Consider the following 15,559-nt stretch of genomic DNA (forward strand, 5'->3'; position numbering starts at 1 on the left):
CCGCTGCTGCGCGACGCCGTGCTCACCGGCTGGCCGACGCACCGCCGGGAGGCCGCCCACCGGGCGGCGGCCGAAACGATGCTGCATCGCGGCGAGCGCGTCGAGACGATCGCCCGGCATCTGCTGCGCACACCGGCCGTCGGCCTGCCCTGGGCGCTGCGGGTGCTGCGGGACGCGGTGACGGTCGCCGTGCACGACGCCCGCCCCGAGGACGCCACCGGCTATCTCCGCCGCGCCGGCGGGGCGGGCCGTGGGGGTGGGCGTCGTGCCGCACGGTCCGGCCGCGGCGCGCGGCGGGTGGCCGGCGGTGTCGTCGGACCACGCCTGTTCCAGGGCGGCGAGGCAGCGGGCCACCTCGGCCGTCGCCGGACCGGCGGTGTGCAGCCACCAGGCCACGGCCGCCGGATAGCTGCCGGGGTAGAGCGCGGCGCAGGACTCGGGCAGGGCCGGCACTCCCCCGGGTGCGTGGCCGCCGGTGCGCGGATGGCCCTTCAGGTCGTCGAGCAGGGCGTGGAGGAGCATCGGGCTGCCCGCGCCGGCCCGTACGCACTCCGCCGTCCAGCGGGGCCCTGCGTCGGGGAAGGCCGCCCGGACCAGTCCGGCGGCGGCCTCGTCGCCGAGCGGGGCGAGGGTGTGGGTGCGCACGAGGGACGGGGGCAGGGACTCGGCGAGTCCGGCGGGCCGGGGGTCGATGTCGTACTGGCTGCGTTCGCCTGCCACCAGGAGTACGGGTAATCGGTCGACGCGCCGCACGGCCTCCCGCAACCAGCGGCGCGACGGGGCGTCGGCCAGATGGACGTCGTCCACCGCCATCAGCAGCGGTCCCTCGGCCGCGTAGGAGAGCAGCAGCCGCCACAGCCTGGCCGCGCTGCCGCGGTCGTCGCCGCCGGGCGTCAGGTCGGGGAAGTCCGGTACCGGGCCGAGGAGTTGGAGCACCGTGGCGAAGGGCATGCCGGTGTCCTCCGGCGAGCAGCGCGCCCGCAGCACGCGCAGGCCGCGGTCCGCCGCGTGGCGGACCGCCGAGTCGAGAACGGCGGTGCGGCCGGTACCGGTCGCCCCCTGCAGCAGGACGAGGCCCCCGCTGCCGGAGCGTGCGCGCTCCGTCTCGGCGACGAGCAGTGCCGTGGCGCCGTCGCGTTCGCGAAGCGGTCCGGTCATCGGTTCCTCCTGTGGTGGACGGTGTGCTTCCCCGCTGGGTGAGACGCCGGAACTCCGGCCGGGGGTCGTGTGAGGTGGCGCACCCCACCGGCTCCGGCGACGTCCCCGGAGCCGGGCGATACCCGTTCCCACCTGCGGCGACGCGCCCGGATGCGCAGCTTCGTGGTGGGTGCCGCGGCGGTCTCGTGGTGTGGCTCGTGGTGGTCCACGATTGCGTGCCCGTGCCACCCACCAGAAGGGTGGAACGTGCTCATCCGCCACCGGCCCGCGCTCCACGGCGGGCCGCTGAACAGGGGATACGGTTGCTCAACTCACCCCGGACCACGACCATGTCCGCCTCCGGCGCCGGCCGGGCCGGCGTCGCCGCCGACCGGCGCGTGCCCGTGGCGGTGTCGGCCACGGACCCGATCAGCCGCGAGGGCGCGGTGAGCCAGCTGCGCCAGCACCCGGAGATCGATCTGCGCGAGGAGTCCGCCCCCGGCACTGTGGCCCTGCTGGTCGAGGACGCACTGGACGAGGCGGCGCTGACACGGATGCGCAGGATCGTGCGCAGCGAGGGGTCACGCGTCGTGCTGGTGGTCGGCACCCTGCGGGAGAGCGAGTTGCTGGACGTCGTCGAGTGCGGCGTCGGCGCCATCGTGTGGCGCCACGAGGCCACCGCCCACCGGCTGGTGCAGGCGGTGCTGGCGGCCTCCCGCGGCGACGGCGACCTGCCCGCCGACCTGCTCGGCCGGCTCATCGACCAGGTGGGCACGCTGCACCGGGGCGCGGCAGGGCGACCGGGCGCCTCCTCGCTCGGTCTCACACCCCGGGAGGTGGATGTCCTGCGTCTGGTCTCCGAGGGCCTCGACACCGGTGAGATCGCGGGCAAGCTGTCCTACTCCGAACGGACCGTCAAGAACGTGATGCACGGACTCACCACGCGGCTTCACCTGCGCAACCGTGCGCACGCCGTGGCATATGCCCTTCGGGAAGGCTACATCTGACCTGCGGGGCAACCGCATACGGGCCCCCGGTGACCGGGAGGGCAGCCGGGGCTGCCCGGCCGCCGTCCCCCGTGCGCGTGCGGCCGCGGCGGTCCCCGCGCGACCATCGAGGGTGGACGACGGGCCGGGCGGCTCCGGACAAGCGCACAGAGCGGGAGCACAGGCGTGATCCACGAGGTGGACGAGATGCTGAAGGGCCTCCTCGGCGAAGGGGCGCTGGCGGGGGCGGGGATCGAGGTGTCCTTCGAGGCACCCACCCGTGACTGGGCGGCCCGGCGCAACGCGCCCGTGATCAACACGTACCTGTACGACATCCGGGAGGACGTGGCCCGGCGCCAGCGCGGCCAGGTGGCCGTTCGCGACGAGCGTGACGTCGTGGTGCGCCGGAGGCAGCCGCCGCGCTGGTTCCGGCTGTCGTACCTGGTGACGGCCTGGACGAAGACCCCGCAGGACGAACACCGGCTGCTCTCGGCCGTGCTCGCGACCCTGCTGCCCCGCGAGGTGCTGCCGCCGGACGAACTCCCGGGCTCGCTGCGGACGCTGGGCCTGTCCGTACCGCTGACCGTGGCCGGGATCCAGACGGAGTCCCGTTCGCTCGCGGAGATCTGGTCCGCGCTCGGCGGTGAACTGAAGCCGTCGCTCGACCTGGTGGTGACCGCGCCGTTCCCCGCCTTCCCGGAGTACGACGCGGGGCCGCCGGTCACCGAGGGCGCGACGGTCCGCGTCAGCGGCATGGACGGGGAGCCGCCGGCCGCCGGCCGGTCGCACCGCCCCCACCAGGTGGCACGCGCCCGCGACGCCCGGACCTCGCGCACGGACGGGTCGTCCCGCCGGACGGACCCGCGGTGAACGCCCATGACCTCATCGCCCCCCTGACCGCGGACGCCTCCACCGCCGCGCCCCCGTCGGGCGGCGACCCCGCCCACGCCCTGCTGGAGCGTCTCGCCGCCCTGCGGGAGCGGGTGGCCGCCCTGGTCGAGCACCGGGCCGCCGGCGACCCCACCGCCGACGACCCGCTGCGGGGCCTCTTCCTGTCCGACGAGGCGGTACGCCATCTGCTGCACCGGCCGGCGCCCACGGTGGCCGACGGGGGGCCGCATCCCGGCCCGGGCGGCGCCGTACCGCATCCCGGCGCCGGAGGCGCCGGCACCGGGCCGCTCCCCCGGGCGGACGGCGGCCCGCCGTCGGCCGAACCGTCGCCGGACGGCGGCCCGCCGTCGGCCGAACCGTCGCCGGACGGCGGCCCGCCGTCGGCCGACCGGCTGTCGTGGCTGGTCCGGCGGGCGGGGCTGACCGATCTGGACACCGCCCTGCTGCTGATCGCCCTCGCCCCGGACGTCGACCGCGGCTTCGAGCCGCTCTACGGGTACCTCAACGACGATGTGAGCCGGCGCCGTGCCACCGCCGGCCTCGCCCTCGACCTGTGCGCCGTGCCCGCGCACGCGGCGGCGGCCCGCGCCCGCCTGCACCCATCGGCTCCGCTGCGCGCCCTCGGTCTGCTGGAAATCGAGGAGCCCGAGCGGCCGTTCCTGACCCGCTCGCTGCGCGTCCCCGACCGGCTGACCGGCCATCTCCTCGGCGACGACAGCCCGGACGCCGCGCTCACCGGCCGGCTGCGCCCGCTGCCGGCGCCGCCCGCCGGATCCGAAGGAGACGCCGCCGACGGGGAGTTCGTCCACCGTCTCGCCGCCCGCCTCCGGGGCGGCCCGCTCGCCCTCTACCTCCGTGAGGAGCGCGAGGGGGACGGCCTGGCGGTCGTCTCCGCGGCGCTCACCGCCGCGGGCGTCGAGGCGCTGTGCTGCCCGGAGCCGGGGGACCACGTCCCCGAGCTGTTGCGGGAGGCCCGTCTCGGCGGGCGGGCCGTGGTCGTCCCGGGGCTCCCCGGGAAGCCCGGCCCGCTGGTGCGGGCGCTGATCGCCGCGGAGGACGTGACCGTGCTGCTGACGGACCCGCGCCCCTACGATCCCGAATGGTCCCCCGTCGACCCGCTGGTCCTGGAGGCGCCCGGCCGCCGGGCGGGCGGTGCGGCCGCCTGGCGGGCCGCGCTCGGCGCCGGCACCGACGGATTCGACGTGGCCGCCACGATCGCCCCGTACCGTCTGGGCGGCGACCGCGTCCGGCGGACCGCGCAGGCCGCGCGCGCCCTCGCCGCCTTCGACGGCGGCCCGGTCACCGCCGCCCATCTGCGGCTGGCCGCCCGCCGCCAGTCCGCCTCCGGCCTGGAGAGCCACGCCCGCCGCATCCGGCCCGCCGTGGACTGGCGGGACCTGGTGCTGCCCGAGGGGCCGCTCACGCAGTTGCGGGAACTGGCCCTGCGCGCCCGGCACCGCGACCGGGTCCTCGGTGAGTGGCGGCTCAGTGCGGGCGGGGGGCGTGGCCGGGGTGTCCTCGGCCTCTTCGCGGGCGAATCGGGGACCGGGAAGACCCTGTCGGCGGAGGTGGTCGCCGCCGATCTGGGCCTGGACCTGTACGTCGTGCAGTTGTCGTCCGTCGTGGACAAGTACGTCGGCGAGACCGAGAAGAACCTCGAACGGATCTTCACGGAGGCCGACCGCACCGACGCCGTACTCCTCTTCGACGAGGCCGACGCCGTCTTCGGCAAGCGCTCCGAGGTCAAGGACGCCCACGACCGGTACGCCAACATGGAGAGCGCCTACCTGCTCCAGCGTCTGGAGTCCTTCGACGGCATCGCGCTGCTCACCACCAACCTGCGCGCCAACATCGACGAGGCGTTCACGCGCCGACTGGACCTGGTGGTCGACTTCCCGTTCCCGGACGCCGGGCAGCGTCTGGCGCTGTGGCGGCACGGCCTGGCGCACGTCCCGTCGGACGGCGGGATCGACCCGGCCCCGCTGGCCCGCGACTTCGAGCTGGCCGGGGGGTCGATCCGCAGCGCCGTGGTCACCGCCGCCTACCTCGCCGCCGGGCGCGGGGACGTGGTGACGGCGCCCGACCTGCTGGAGGGCGCCCGCCGCGAGTACCGCAAGGCGGGCCGGCTGGTGCCGGGCGAGGGCGGCTGGTGACAGCGGGCCCGGTCCGTGGCCCGCGCGCGCAAACCGGCCGGTCCGTACCCCGGGTGGCCGCCCGGCCCGTGGGCCGGGGTGCACCGCCCGGTCCGCTGCCCCGGGCGGTGCGGCCGCCCGCTCAGCCCTTCTTCGGGTGGATGATCTTCCATTCCTGGTCGTCGCTGTTGGTGCACTCGGCGATGCGCAGGCGGGCGTTGACACCGCCGTCGCTCCTGCCCTCCACGTCCAGGCACTTGTTGTTGCTGGCGAAGTTCCGGATCCAGTAGTCGCCGCTCTCCTGCTTCTGGATCCACCACAGCTGGTTGTCGGCCGTCGTGCCGTCGCAGTGGAACTCGGAGACCGGCGTGCCACCGGGCCGGCCGTCGAACTCGCCCAGGTCCATGCAGAACGAGTCCTTGACGTTGCGGATCTGGAAGAGCTGCGTGCCACCGGGGCCCAGCTTCGGGTACTTCTCCTCCAGGTTCCAGAGCTGGTTGTCCGCGTCGGTGCCGTCGCAGACGCTCTGCTGGACGGGCCCGTTGATCTCGCCCTTGTCACGGCCCGGAAGTTCGGCGCACAGGCGGGTGGTGGCGTTGCGCAGCAGGACGTTGGTGGCGGGGATCACGGGCGGCGGGCCGGCAGGCTCGGCCGGCGCTCCGCCACCGCCGCCGCCGTCGCCCTCGGGCTTCTCGGTCTTCGGCGGGTCGGGTTCCGCGGCGGGCGACTCGGGTGGGGCCGGGGCGGCGGGAGGCGAGGGACTGGGGCTGGGCGCGAGGGCGGCGCCCGCCTCCTCGACCTGTTCCGTCGCCTCGGTGCGCAGCTGCGGCTTGTAGGCGAACCAGATCATCACGAAGGCGATGACCAGTGCCAGGAGCAGACCGAGGAAGGTCGCGAGCCAGGCGGGCAGGAAACCGCGCTGGACATACGTCCCCTCCACCTCCGTGGGCTCGACCCCCGACCGGCGGACCGCCAGCGTGTAGGGGCGCTCCTCCTTGGAGCCGAACCAGATGATCTGCCGCGGCTTCAGCGTCGTGTCGACGAAGGCCGCCCGGCCCGGTTCGATCTGCACGTTCCCGGGACGGATCTGGTACGACAGGTGGTCGCCGTTGTCACTGCCGGCGACCGAGGCCGTCACCTTCGTGTTGCCGAGGTTGTCGACGGCCAGTTTCGGCCGCCCCCGGAACCGGCCCTTGACCGTGGGGGGCACCAGTTCCGCCCTGACCTCGGCGAACGGCGTGATCGTCAGGTTCCCTTCCGGGACCGTCACCGCGTCCGGGTGCTCCGTCGGCGTGATGCGCACCGCGTACGGGTTCGGCCCGGCGGTGGCGTCGGGTGTCCGCGGCGGCGCGAACGTCAGCTCGACGGTCCCGGTGGTGCCCGGGTACAGGCGCAGCGCCTGCGGTTCGACGGTCGTCCAGGGGGCCACGTCCCCGACGGGCTCGAACCGGTACTCGTCCACCACGTCCCCGGTGTTGCGCACCCGCAGGCGCACCCGCGTACTGCTGCCGGGGTCCACGGTGACGGACGAGGGTTCCAGAGAAGTCCAAAGGCTCACTCCCGGCACGCTAGCCACCCGGCCGCCCCCGGACAGGAGTCACGAGGGCAGACCTGGTTGCCCCGGCGTACACGGGGCACGGGCGGCCGGCGGGACTCAGGCGTCGCTCATCTCGACGTCCGAGGCGTAGTCCGGGAGCGGGACCATCCGGTAGGTGTCCGGATCGCGCCAGCACAGCTGCCCGCTGCGGTCGTCCCGGTAGAGGGTCTGTCCCTGGTGGGTGACGAGGGTGTAGCCGGAGATGGCGGGGTGGGCGAAGCTGCTCGACGGGCCCGCCTGCGCGGAGCCGGACGCCGACGTCCCCGCGTGCGCGTACGCCCCCGGGAAAGGCCCGTGGGCGGAGGCCGCCTGCCCGGCGTCGTAGCCGTCGTAGTCGTCGTAGCCGTCGTAGTCCTCGTCGTCCTCGTACGCGTAGTCCATGACCTCGCCGCCGCCGTACTCCTCCTCGTAGGCGCCGTGGTCCACGGCGTCGCCGCCCTGGTACTCCGAGGCGGTGTCGTCCCCCGCGGTCGGTGCCACGCTCGCGGTCTCCGCGGCGACGGACGCGGTGTCGGACTCGGTGTCGGTGTCCGGGTGGGCCGTCTGCGCGGGCTGCTCCGGCTGACGGTCCGAGACGAAGCGCCGCAGCGTCCGTTCCGCGATGTGCAGTCTGCGGCCCATCGTGGACACGGTGTACTTCGTGCTGAGGTCGGTCACGAGTTTCGCGAGCGCGGGCGACATCAGGGCGGGCTTGAGGTTGCCCGGCTTCGACTTGGCGTCCTCCTCGCGCCACTTCCGGTAGAAGTCGCTCTGCTTGCCCTCGGCCTTCATCAGGTCCTGGATCTGCTTCCAGCCCTTGGACTTCCGCTTCATCTCCTTGCCGGTCCTGCGGGTCGGCTTCTTGGGCTCGGGCTTCGCCTTCGCCGCGTACTTGCCCTTGTCCGGCCGGCGCACGACCGGGTCGCCGGCCTGCCGGTTGTCGCGGCGCTCGTGGCCGGTGGTGCCCTTGACCAGGCGGGTCACGGCGGCGTGGACGGCGTCACGGCTCCGCCGGTGCTCCACCGCACCGATGATCTCGACGAGTTCCGCCCGGCTCGCCCGCATCTCCTGCTCCCAGTACCGGTACACCGCGGCCTGCTCGTCGGGGGTGCCGTTGAGCCAGGCGTCCTGGATCCCGGCCCAGTGCTCCTGGTTGATGACCCGTGCGGCACGCAGCCGGGACCGGCCCTTGGACTGCTCGTCGATCCTGGTGCCCTTGCCGACCTTCGCCCCGCCCGTGCCGCCCGCGTAGTCGACGTCCAGTTCGCGGTCGAAGGAGGTGAAGCGCCTCCGGCCGGCCTCGTCGACGTCGGTCTCGACGTCGCTCGTGGACGGACTCCGGTAGTTGCGCCGCGCCGCCTCGCCCGCGGGCTCGATGCTCTCCGGGCCGTGGTTGTCGTAGGCGTCGGCCGGGGGGTTCGTCCGGGACAGCGCGGGGGTGCTGGGCAGCTCCCGGGCGAGCCTGAGCATGGTGTCCCGGAACGCCGGGTCGCGCACCACGTGCTCCTGGTGCCGGTACAGGTTCTCCAGGGACTCCCGGTAGTAGAAGCCCGGGTTCGGGTCGTAGTCCATGGTGCCGAAGCCGAGAACGTTGCGGTAGTAGTCGAGTGCGGCCGTGCAGCACAGGCAGCCGCGGTAGCGGCCCATGACGGCGTGCGGGGAGCCCTTGGTCTCCTCGGGGGAGATGCCGGACGTGTGCAGGGCCAGCAGCAGCTTCTGCTCCGCGTGCATCAGGCCCTTCTCGGCCGCGACCCGTACGAGGAAGATCGCGCCCTCGAACTGCTGGTCCGTCAGGAAGGTGTGGAGCCGGGGGTCGGTCACGTCCACCACGGTCACCGGCTTCCCGTGGCGCTCGCGCAGTGCCTTGGCCGTGGCGTCGTCGCGCTGCCCCGCCAGCAGCGCCTGCGTCTTGACGTTCGCCCGGTTCACCCGGCCCACGTACTCGTCGCCGTCGGAGGCGGGCAGCCCGGCCCTGCGGCCCGCGTCGCTCTGGTGGGTGGACACCAGGGAGGGGTAGGTGTCCGTGCTGCCGTCCGTCTCGAACGGCTGCAGCAGGTCCATCGACTCGTTGAAGTTCGACGCGAAGAGCAGGCGGTTGTTGACGAGCATGCCCTGGACCTCGCGCTCGTTGACGGCCGTCTTCCCGGTCTGCTCGCGCCGGGCCTGGACGGCGTCGTACACCAGGAAGCTCTGGTGCGACAGCGTCTGCGACGTCCGGTCGTCGCGCATGGAGCGCGCGTAGCGCATGCGCACCTCGTCAGGCGCGGCGCCCTGCCGGCCGCCTCCGTAGGCGTGGTCCCACTCCTGCTTGACCTCCTCGTCGAGGCTGTTGGCGATCTGGCGGGCGGACTTCTCCCGTTCCTTGCCCTTGCCACTGCTCTTGCCGCTGGTCTTGCCACTGCTCCCGCCGGCCCGCTGCACGGCCGCGCGCTGCACGGACGAGTGGCCGGCCGGGGCGTCGGCGGCGTCCGAGAGATGCGACCGCCGGGCGACGGACGGCGCGGTGCCCGCTCCCGCCGCGAAGGCGTCGCCGTCGGCCACCGCCGCCTGCTCCGAGCCCTGGCCCGGATCGGTGACGGTGACACCGGCGCCGTTGTCGTCGCCCGTCTCGCGGACGCCCCGGAGGTTCTTGTCGAGGTGGCTGGTCTCGTGGGCGAGGATCCTGGTGTCACCGACGGCGGACGGGCCGAGGAAGATGTGGCTGCCGACCGTCATGGCCTGCGCGCCGAGCGCCGCGGTCGCGCGCTGGGCCGTCGGATTGTCGTGGACGCGGCCCGCGGAGAGGTTGTCGTTCCGGTAGAACGACTTCGCCTTGTCGAGGAAGGCCCCGGGGAGCGGACGGCTCGGTGTCGCCATGGCCGCGTCGAGGAGGCCGCGCTGGCCCTCGGGACTGGTGTCCTCGACGTTCCCGTGTCCGCCCGCGTCGTGCAGGTGCCCTGCGGGATCGACGGAGCGCGCCACGGTCGCGTCGCCGTGTCCGCAGCCCGGTCCGTGCCGGTGCCGTTCGGCGTCGAGGGCGCGGGCGACGGCCGCGTTCCCCGCCGTCCGCTGCAGGGCGAGCATCCGCTGGACCGGTGCGCCCGGCGTGACCGCACGGCGAGCCGGCTGCCTCTCGTCGGACGGCCGCTTCCCCGTTCCGTGCTCCCGCACGATGCTCCCTTCGACACCGGACACCGACCACCCAGCAGTACCGGGCACCCGCGCATGCCGGCAGGTCCGCGAGGGCAGCATCGGGGGCAGACGGCCCGGGCGTCCCCCTCCTGGGCGCCCCCCGGCCACCACCTGCCCCAACGGGCACGACCGGGGGCAACGCAGGTGCCCCCGTACCGGCACCCGGGGACGTTTCGGCGGGCGCAACGCGCGCGCGAGGGTGAGGACGTCTTGTCTCGCACCCCCGAGGAGAGCAGAGCATGCCGTCGTACCTGTCGCCCGGCGTCTACGTCGAGGAGGTTGCCAGCGGCTCGCGCCCGATCGAGGGGGTGGGCACATCGGTGGCCGCCTTCGTCGGTCTCGCCCCGACCGGGCCGCTGAACGAGCCCACGCTGGTGACCAACTGGACGCAGTACGTCGCGGCCTTCGGGGACTTCACCGACGGCTACTACCTCGCGCACTCCGTCTACGGCTTCTTCAACAACGGCGGCTCGGCCGCGTACGTGGTCCGTGTCGGCGGCTCCGCCGAGGACGCGGCCGACGACGGCCGGGCCCCCGGGCGGTCCGCCGTGACGGGCGGTGCACGCCCGGCCGAACTGCCCGCCGCCGAGCCCCGGCAGCTCGGCACGTTCGCCGTGGCGGCCACCGCCGAAGCCCGTGGCGCGCTGTCCGTGGAGGTGGCGGACGCCGAGGGCGAGGGCCCCGCGGAGCGCTTCAGGCTGATCGTCAAGGACGGCGACAAGCCCGTCGAGACCTTCGACGTGACGGCGAAGAAGGGCAGCCGCGCCTACGTCGTCACGCAGGTCAAGGAGCGTTCCCGGCTCATCACCGTGACGGAGGCGGCGCCGTCCGCGCAGCTGGCCCGCCCGGAGAACCAGAGCGTGGCGCTGCCTGCGCCGCCCCCGGCCGGCGATGCCGCACCGGCGGCCGTGCCGGGCGGCGGCGCGCACCCCGGCCCGGCGCAGTACCTCGGCGACTCCGCGGACCGCACGGGCTTCGGCGGTCTGGAGGCCGTCGACGAGATCTCCATGGTCGCCGTGCCCGACCTGATGGCGGCCTACCAGCGCGGCACGATCGACCTGGAGGCCGTGAAGGCCGTGCAGCTCGGCCTGATCGCGCACTGCGAGCTGATGGGCGACCGCGTCGCGATCATCGACCCCCCGCCCGGCCTGAACGCCCGCGACATCCGGGTCTGGCGGCAGGAGACGGCCGGCTACGACTCCAAGTACGCGGCCCTGTACTACCCGTGGATCAAGTCCTTCGACCCGGCGACCGGCCAGACCCGCATGGTCCCGCCGAGCGGTCACGTCGCCGGCATCTGGGCCCGCAACGACACCGAGCGGGGTGTGCACAAGGCCCCGGCCAACGAGGTCGTGCGCGGCGCCGTCGACCTCGAACTCCAGATCACCCGCGGCGAGCAGGACCTGCTCAACCCGATCGGCGTCAACTGCATCCGCGCCTTCCCCGGCCGCGGCATCCGCGTCTGGGGAGCCCGGACCCTCTCCTCCGACCCGGCCTGGCGCTACCTGAACATCCGCCGGTACTTCAACTACCTGGAGGAGTCGATCCTGATCGGCACCCAGTGGGTGGTCTTCGAGCCGAACGACCACAACCTCTGGGCGCGCATCCGCCGCAACATCTCGGCGTTCCTGGTCAACGAGTGGCGCAGCGGCGCGCTGTTCGGGCAGAGCCCCGAACAGGCCTACTACGTCAAGTGCGACGAGGAGACCAACCCGCCGGAGTCGGTCGACCTCGGCCGGGTCATCTGCGAGATCGGCATCGCGCCGGTCAAGCCGGCCGAGTTCGTCATCTTCCGGCTGGCCCAGTTCTCCAGCGGCAACGGGGAGCTGGAGGAGTAAGCGGGCGCGGAGCACGCCTCCGCCGCCGTCGCCCCTCCGTGCCCCACCCCCCTTCAGAAGGACAGCGAACACATGAGTCTCCAGCAGGGTGACGCCCTCACTTCACACAACTTCGGCCTCCAGATCGACGGTGTGATGGTCGAGTACCTGGCCGAGGTGAGCGGTCTGACCCTCGAACAGGACGTCATCACCTACCAGCAGAACAGCGCCCAGGGCAGGGCCGAAGTGGCGCTGCTCCCCGGCGTGCAGAAGAACGGCCAGTGCACCGTCGTGCGCGGTATGACGCAGTCGGCGTCGTTCACCCAGTGGATCAACGACTCGATCCGCGGCCAGATGAGCACGGCCCGCAAGAACGCCTCCATCATCATGATGGACTTCCAGGACAACCCGGTGAAGCGGTACAACCTGCGCAACGCCTGGTGCAGCAAGATCGACACGAGCACGGTGAAGGCCGGCGAGGCCGCGGCCCTGACCGAGACCGTCACCATCGTGTTCGAAGAACTGGTCATCGAATAATGCGTCGTTCGGCTGCCAAGGCTCCAGCCGCCGCGGCATCGCAGACCGCGGCGGCGGGGGCGGATTTTCCCCGGTCCGCTCCCGCCGCCGCATCCGACCCGGCGCACGGCCCGCAGGCCGACCCGTCGCCGCGTCAGTCGCTGCGCACCGAGTTCCCCTTCGAGCTGCCGCGCGGATACGTCGACGACGCGGGCACGGTGCACCGGGACGGGGTGATGCGCCTGTCGACCGCCCGGGACGAACTCGTCCCGCTGCGGGACGTGCGGGTGCAGGAGAACCCCGCCTACCTGTCGGTCGTGCTGCTCGGCCGGGTCATCACCCGGCTGGGCACGCTGACGATGGTGCACGACGGGATCGTGGAGAACATGTTCGCGTCCGACCTCGCGTTCCTCCAGGACTTCTACCGGCAGATCAACGCCGAGGGCCACACCCGCGCGGCCGTGCAGTGCCCGCACTGCTCGGAGCCCTTCGAGGTGGAACTCGGCGGGAGCCGCCTGGGGGAATCGTGACGTACGCGACCGACCGGCTGTACGAGGAGATCGCGTACGTCGCCTACCACTTCCACTGGGGTCCGGACGCGATCCTCGACCTGGAGCACCGGGACCGGCGCCGGTACACCGAGCAGATCGCGTCCCTCGTGACGCGCGGCGCGACGGAGGGCTGAGCGGTGGCATTCCTGGACCGGCTTCGGGGACGTCGGGGCGGCGGGGCGGAGTCCGCCGCGCCCTCCGCCCCGGCGGACTCCGCCGGGACCGGTGGGGACGCGGGCTCCGGTGCCGTGCCCCCGCCCGCTCCGGTGGCCGTGGCCGCCTGGACCGGCCTGCCGCCGATCCGGCGCGCCACGGGAGACGCGCCCCCGGGCGTCGCGGACGCCGGGTTCGGCGGGCGGCTGCCGACCTGGCAGGACCCGTCGTTCAGCCGGACGGCGTCCCCGGCGGTCCTGGACCCCGCCTCCGGTCTGCTCCCGGGCGCCCTCGGCGGACCTGCCCGAACAGCCGGGCCGGTCACGGGGCTGGAACGCCGTGCGCCGGGATCGGAGCGCCGTGCGCCGGGGCTGCCGTCGGCCTCCCCGGCCGGCGGCGGACCGGCCGTGCAGCGGATGCCGGTGGCGCCGCTCCGGGCGCTGCCGGCGGGGGCTCCCGCCTCCGCCGGGACGCCCTCGGTTCGCGCGGGTGCCCGGACGCCCGCCGCGGCACCGGCGGTACGGCGGCCGCGGCCCGCCGTACCGCCCGGAACGGAGATCGCCCCGGCAGGGGCGGCGGGCGGTGGTGTCCGCGTGACTCCGTCGGTCGCCGCTCCGCCCCGGCAGCGGATGCCCCTGACCACGGCCCCTGCCGCGTCCGCGGCCGTGCAACGACGGGCTCTGCCGGCGGCGGCCCGCAGAGCCCCCGGCCCGGCCCCCGACGCGGCGTCCGCGCCGGGCGACGCCGGTGGGGCGGCCGCGGCACCCCGTGACGTGCCGCCGGTGCAACGCGTCGCGAACACGGGGGCCGGGGAGAAGGTTCCGGCAAGCGGCCCGGTGCGCGCCGCGGGGGACGGCAGCGGGGAGGGTGACGTACGACCGGCCGTCCGCCCGGCGCGGAGTGGCGCCGAGGGCGGGCGCGCAGGGCACGGTGGTGCCGCGGCCGTAGAGGTCGGGCACAGCGCCACCGCAGGCGGGCGCGCCGGAGAGGGCGCCGCTGCGGGCGACCGGTCCGGCGGGAGCACCGCTGCGGGCGGGCGCGCCGGTCCGGCGGTACGGCGTACGGCACTTGGCGCACCCGTACGCGGCGCCGTGCCCCCGTCCGCCGCCGCACCGCACGACGGCACGGGGGGCGACGGCACGGGGGGCGGCCGCACGGCGGGCGCGTCCACCGCCTCCTCTGCGTCCCCTGCGTCCTCTGCGTCCTCTGCGTCCACCGTGGGCAGCCCCGTGCAGCGGGCGGTGACCGGGCGGGGCGCGGAGACCACCGCTCCGGCACCGCGCGCGGACCACCCGGGGGTCCCCCCGGCGCCACGGCCCGATGCCGTGCCTCCCGCGCAGCGTGCGACCCCCGGCGCCCGCACGCCGCAAGCCGGCGCAGCCGCCGCCGGACCGACCCGCACACCCGGCCCCGTGCCACCCGTCCAGCGCACGACACCCGGCGCCGCAGAGGCCGTCCAACGCGCGACACCCGCGCCCCGCACATCCCGGACCGACGAACCCACCGCGACACCCGAGGCCCCCCGCCCCGTGCGGCGCGCACCGGGCCGCTTGCCGGAACCTTCTCCCCGGCCCCCGTGTTCGCGACGCGTTGCACCGGCGGCACGTCACGGGGTGCCGCGGCCGTAGAGGTCGGGCACAGCGCCACCGCAGGCGGGCGCGCCGGAGAGGGCGCCGCTGCGGGCGACCGGTCCGGCGGGAGCACCGCTGCGGGCGGGCGCGCCGGTCCGGCGGTACGGCGTACGGCACTTGGCGCACCCGTACGCGGCGCCGTGCCGTCGCCCCCCGTGCCGTCGTGCGGTGCGGCGGCGGACGGGGGCACGGCGCCGCACCGCACGACGGCACGGGGGGCGACGGCACGGGGGGCGGCCCCCCCGCCGTACCGTCCGCCGGCTCCGGAGGCGGACCCGCCGCCGGCGTACTCCGCGGTCCCCGCCGGCGGGTTCGACCCACGCGAACTGACCGACTTCCAGCTCGACGAGCTGGTGCACCGGATCATCGGCCGCGTCACCCGCCTCGTCCGCACGGAACTGCGCATGGACCGGGAGCGGGTCGGCAGACTCCGCGATCCCCGCGCCTGACCGGCCGCCGGGCCCGCAGGGCCGCACCGGCGGCCGGTACCCGGCACCGGGACGGACGCCCCGTACGCGACACCACAGCACAGCGACAGAAAGGCCCACCCCCGATGCCCCGCCAGGATCCCGGGTCCACCATCTGGTTCGACCTCACCATCGACGGCGAGAGCCTCGGCCGCTTCAACGGCTGCGACGGCCTGTCGTCGCAGGTGGAGGTCGAGCTCCGGCAGGAGGGCGGCAACAACGGCTTCGTCTGGCAGCTGCCGACCCGGGTCACCTTCTCCACGATCCGGCTCACCCGCCCTCTCACCCCCGACACGGCGAAGGTCGCCCGGTGGATCTCGTCCGTCCAGACGGGGATCAAGCGCCCCACCGCGCAGATCGCGGCGCTGCGGGCGGACGGGTCGCTGGTCGCCCGCTGGGGGCTGATCGACGTCCTGCCCGTCAGCTGGCAGGGCCCCACCCTGGACCCCGCGAGCCCGGCCGTGGCCACGGAGGTCCTGGAGATCGCCCACCACGGCTTCACGGACTGACGGCGCCGCGGAACAGAGAGGA

General features: G+C 74.7%; 12 protein-coding genes. 9 read left to right on the forward strand and 3 right to left on the reverse strand.

Going from position 1 to position 15,559, the window contains the following annotated elements; all coding sequences use genetic code 11:
• A partial coding sequence (locus tag EAO77_RS33370; protein WP_261994259.1) for an ATP-binding protein occupies window positions 1-1,158 on the reverse strand: 1,158 nt, incomplete at its 3' end.
• Window positions 1,159-1,487: 329 nt separating this feature from the next.
• Here EAO77_RS33370 and EAO77_RS33380 point away from each other — a divergent pair.
• The 3 genes from EAO77_RS33380 to EAO77_RS33390 all read left to right on the forward strand — a co-directional run bounded on the left by EAO77_RS33380 (window position 1,488) and on the right by EAO77_RS33390 (window position 5,167).
• Window positions 1,488-2,144, forward strand: a complete 657-nt coding sequence (locus tag EAO77_RS33380) for a helix-turn-helix transcriptional regulator (RefSeq protein ID WP_147992080.1) — start codon at window positions 1,488-1,490, stop codon at window positions 2,142-2,144.
• Between the two features lie 165 nt (window positions 2,145-2,309).
• The gene (locus EAO77_RS33385; RefSeq protein WP_147992081.1) at window positions 2,310-2,993 is read left to right on the forward strand and encodes a DUF4255 domain-containing protein; all 684 of its coding nucleotides are present in this window, start codon (window positions 2,310-2,312) and stop codon (window positions 2,991-2,993) included.
• Window positions 2,990-5,167, forward strand: a complete 2,178-nt coding sequence (locus EAO77_RS33390) for an ATP-binding protein (RefSeq protein ID WP_147992082.1) — start codon at window positions 2,990-2,992, stop codon at window positions 5,165-5,167. Before EAO77_RS33385 ends, EAO77_RS33390 begins: the two co-directional genes overlap by 4 nt.
• 121 nt (window positions 5,168-5,288) lie before the next feature.
• Here the strand turns inward: EAO77_RS33390 and EAO77_RS33395 are convergent, their stop codons facing one another.
• Complete coding sequence (locus EAO77_RS33395; protein WP_147992083.1) at window positions 5,289-6,704, reverse strand: RICIN domain-containing protein; 1,416 nt, start codon at window positions 6,702-6,704, stop codon at window positions 5,289-5,291.
• A 96-nt stretch (window positions 6,705-6,800) separates the two neighbouring features.
• Window positions 6,801-9,785 carry a DUF4157 domain-containing protein gene (locus EAO77_RS40655; RefSeq protein WP_261994260.1) on the reverse strand — a complete coding sequence of 995 codons (2,985 nt, stop codon included), beginning with the start codon at window positions 9,783-9,785 and terminating at the stop codon, window positions 6,801-6,803.
• A gap of 347 nt (window positions 9,786-10,132) precedes the next feature.
• Here EAO77_RS40655 and EAO77_RS33410 point away from each other — a divergent pair, with 347 nt between their 5' ends.
• The 6 genes from EAO77_RS33410 to EAO77_RS33430 all read left to right on the forward strand — a co-directional run bounded on the left by EAO77_RS33410 (window position 10,133) and on the right by EAO77_RS33430 (window position 15,537).
• Entirely contained in the window at window positions 10,133-11,731 is a 1,599-nt protein-coding gene (locus tag EAO77_RS33410; protein WP_147992084.1) for a phage tail sheath family protein, read from the forward strand.
• A 72-nt stretch (window positions 11,732-11,803) separates the two neighbouring features.
• Complete coding sequence (locus tag EAO77_RS33415) at window positions 11,804-12,247, forward strand: phage tail protein (protein WP_147992085.1); 444 nt, start codon at window positions 11,804-11,806, stop codon at window positions 12,245-12,247.
• Complete coding sequence (locus EAO77_RS33420) at window positions 12,247-12,756, forward strand: hypothetical protein (protein WP_147992086.1); 510 nt, start codon at window positions 12,247-12,249, stop codon at window positions 12,754-12,756. The genes EAO77_RS33415 and EAO77_RS33420 overlap by 1 nt, the downstream gene beginning before the upstream one ends.
• Entirely contained in the window at window positions 12,753-12,911 is a 159-nt protein-coding gene (locus EAO77_RS39045) for a DUF6760 family protein (protein WP_187283531.1), read from the forward strand. The genes EAO77_RS33420 and EAO77_RS39045 overlap by 4 nt, the downstream gene beginning before the upstream one ends.
• Before the next feature lie 1,805 nt (window positions 12,912-14,716).
• Window positions 14,717-15,010 carry a hypothetical protein gene (locus EAO77_RS33425; RefSeq protein ID WP_147992087.1) on the forward strand — a complete coding sequence of 98 codons (294 nt, stop codon included), beginning with the start codon at window positions 14,717-14,719 and terminating at the stop codon, window positions 15,008-15,010.
• A 104-nt stretch (window positions 15,011-15,114) separates the two neighbouring features.
• Window positions 15,115-15,537 carry a phage tail protein gene (locus tag EAO77_RS33430; protein WP_147992088.1) on the forward strand — a complete coding sequence of 141 codons (423 nt, stop codon included), beginning with the start codon at window positions 15,115-15,117 and terminating at the stop codon, window positions 15,535-15,537.
• Window positions 15,538-15,559 lie beyond the last annotated feature (22 nt).

This window comes from Streptomyces sp. T39, assembly GCF_008042045.1.
Lineage (GTDB): Bacteria > Actinomycetota > Actinomycetes > Streptomycetales > Streptomycetaceae > Streptomyces.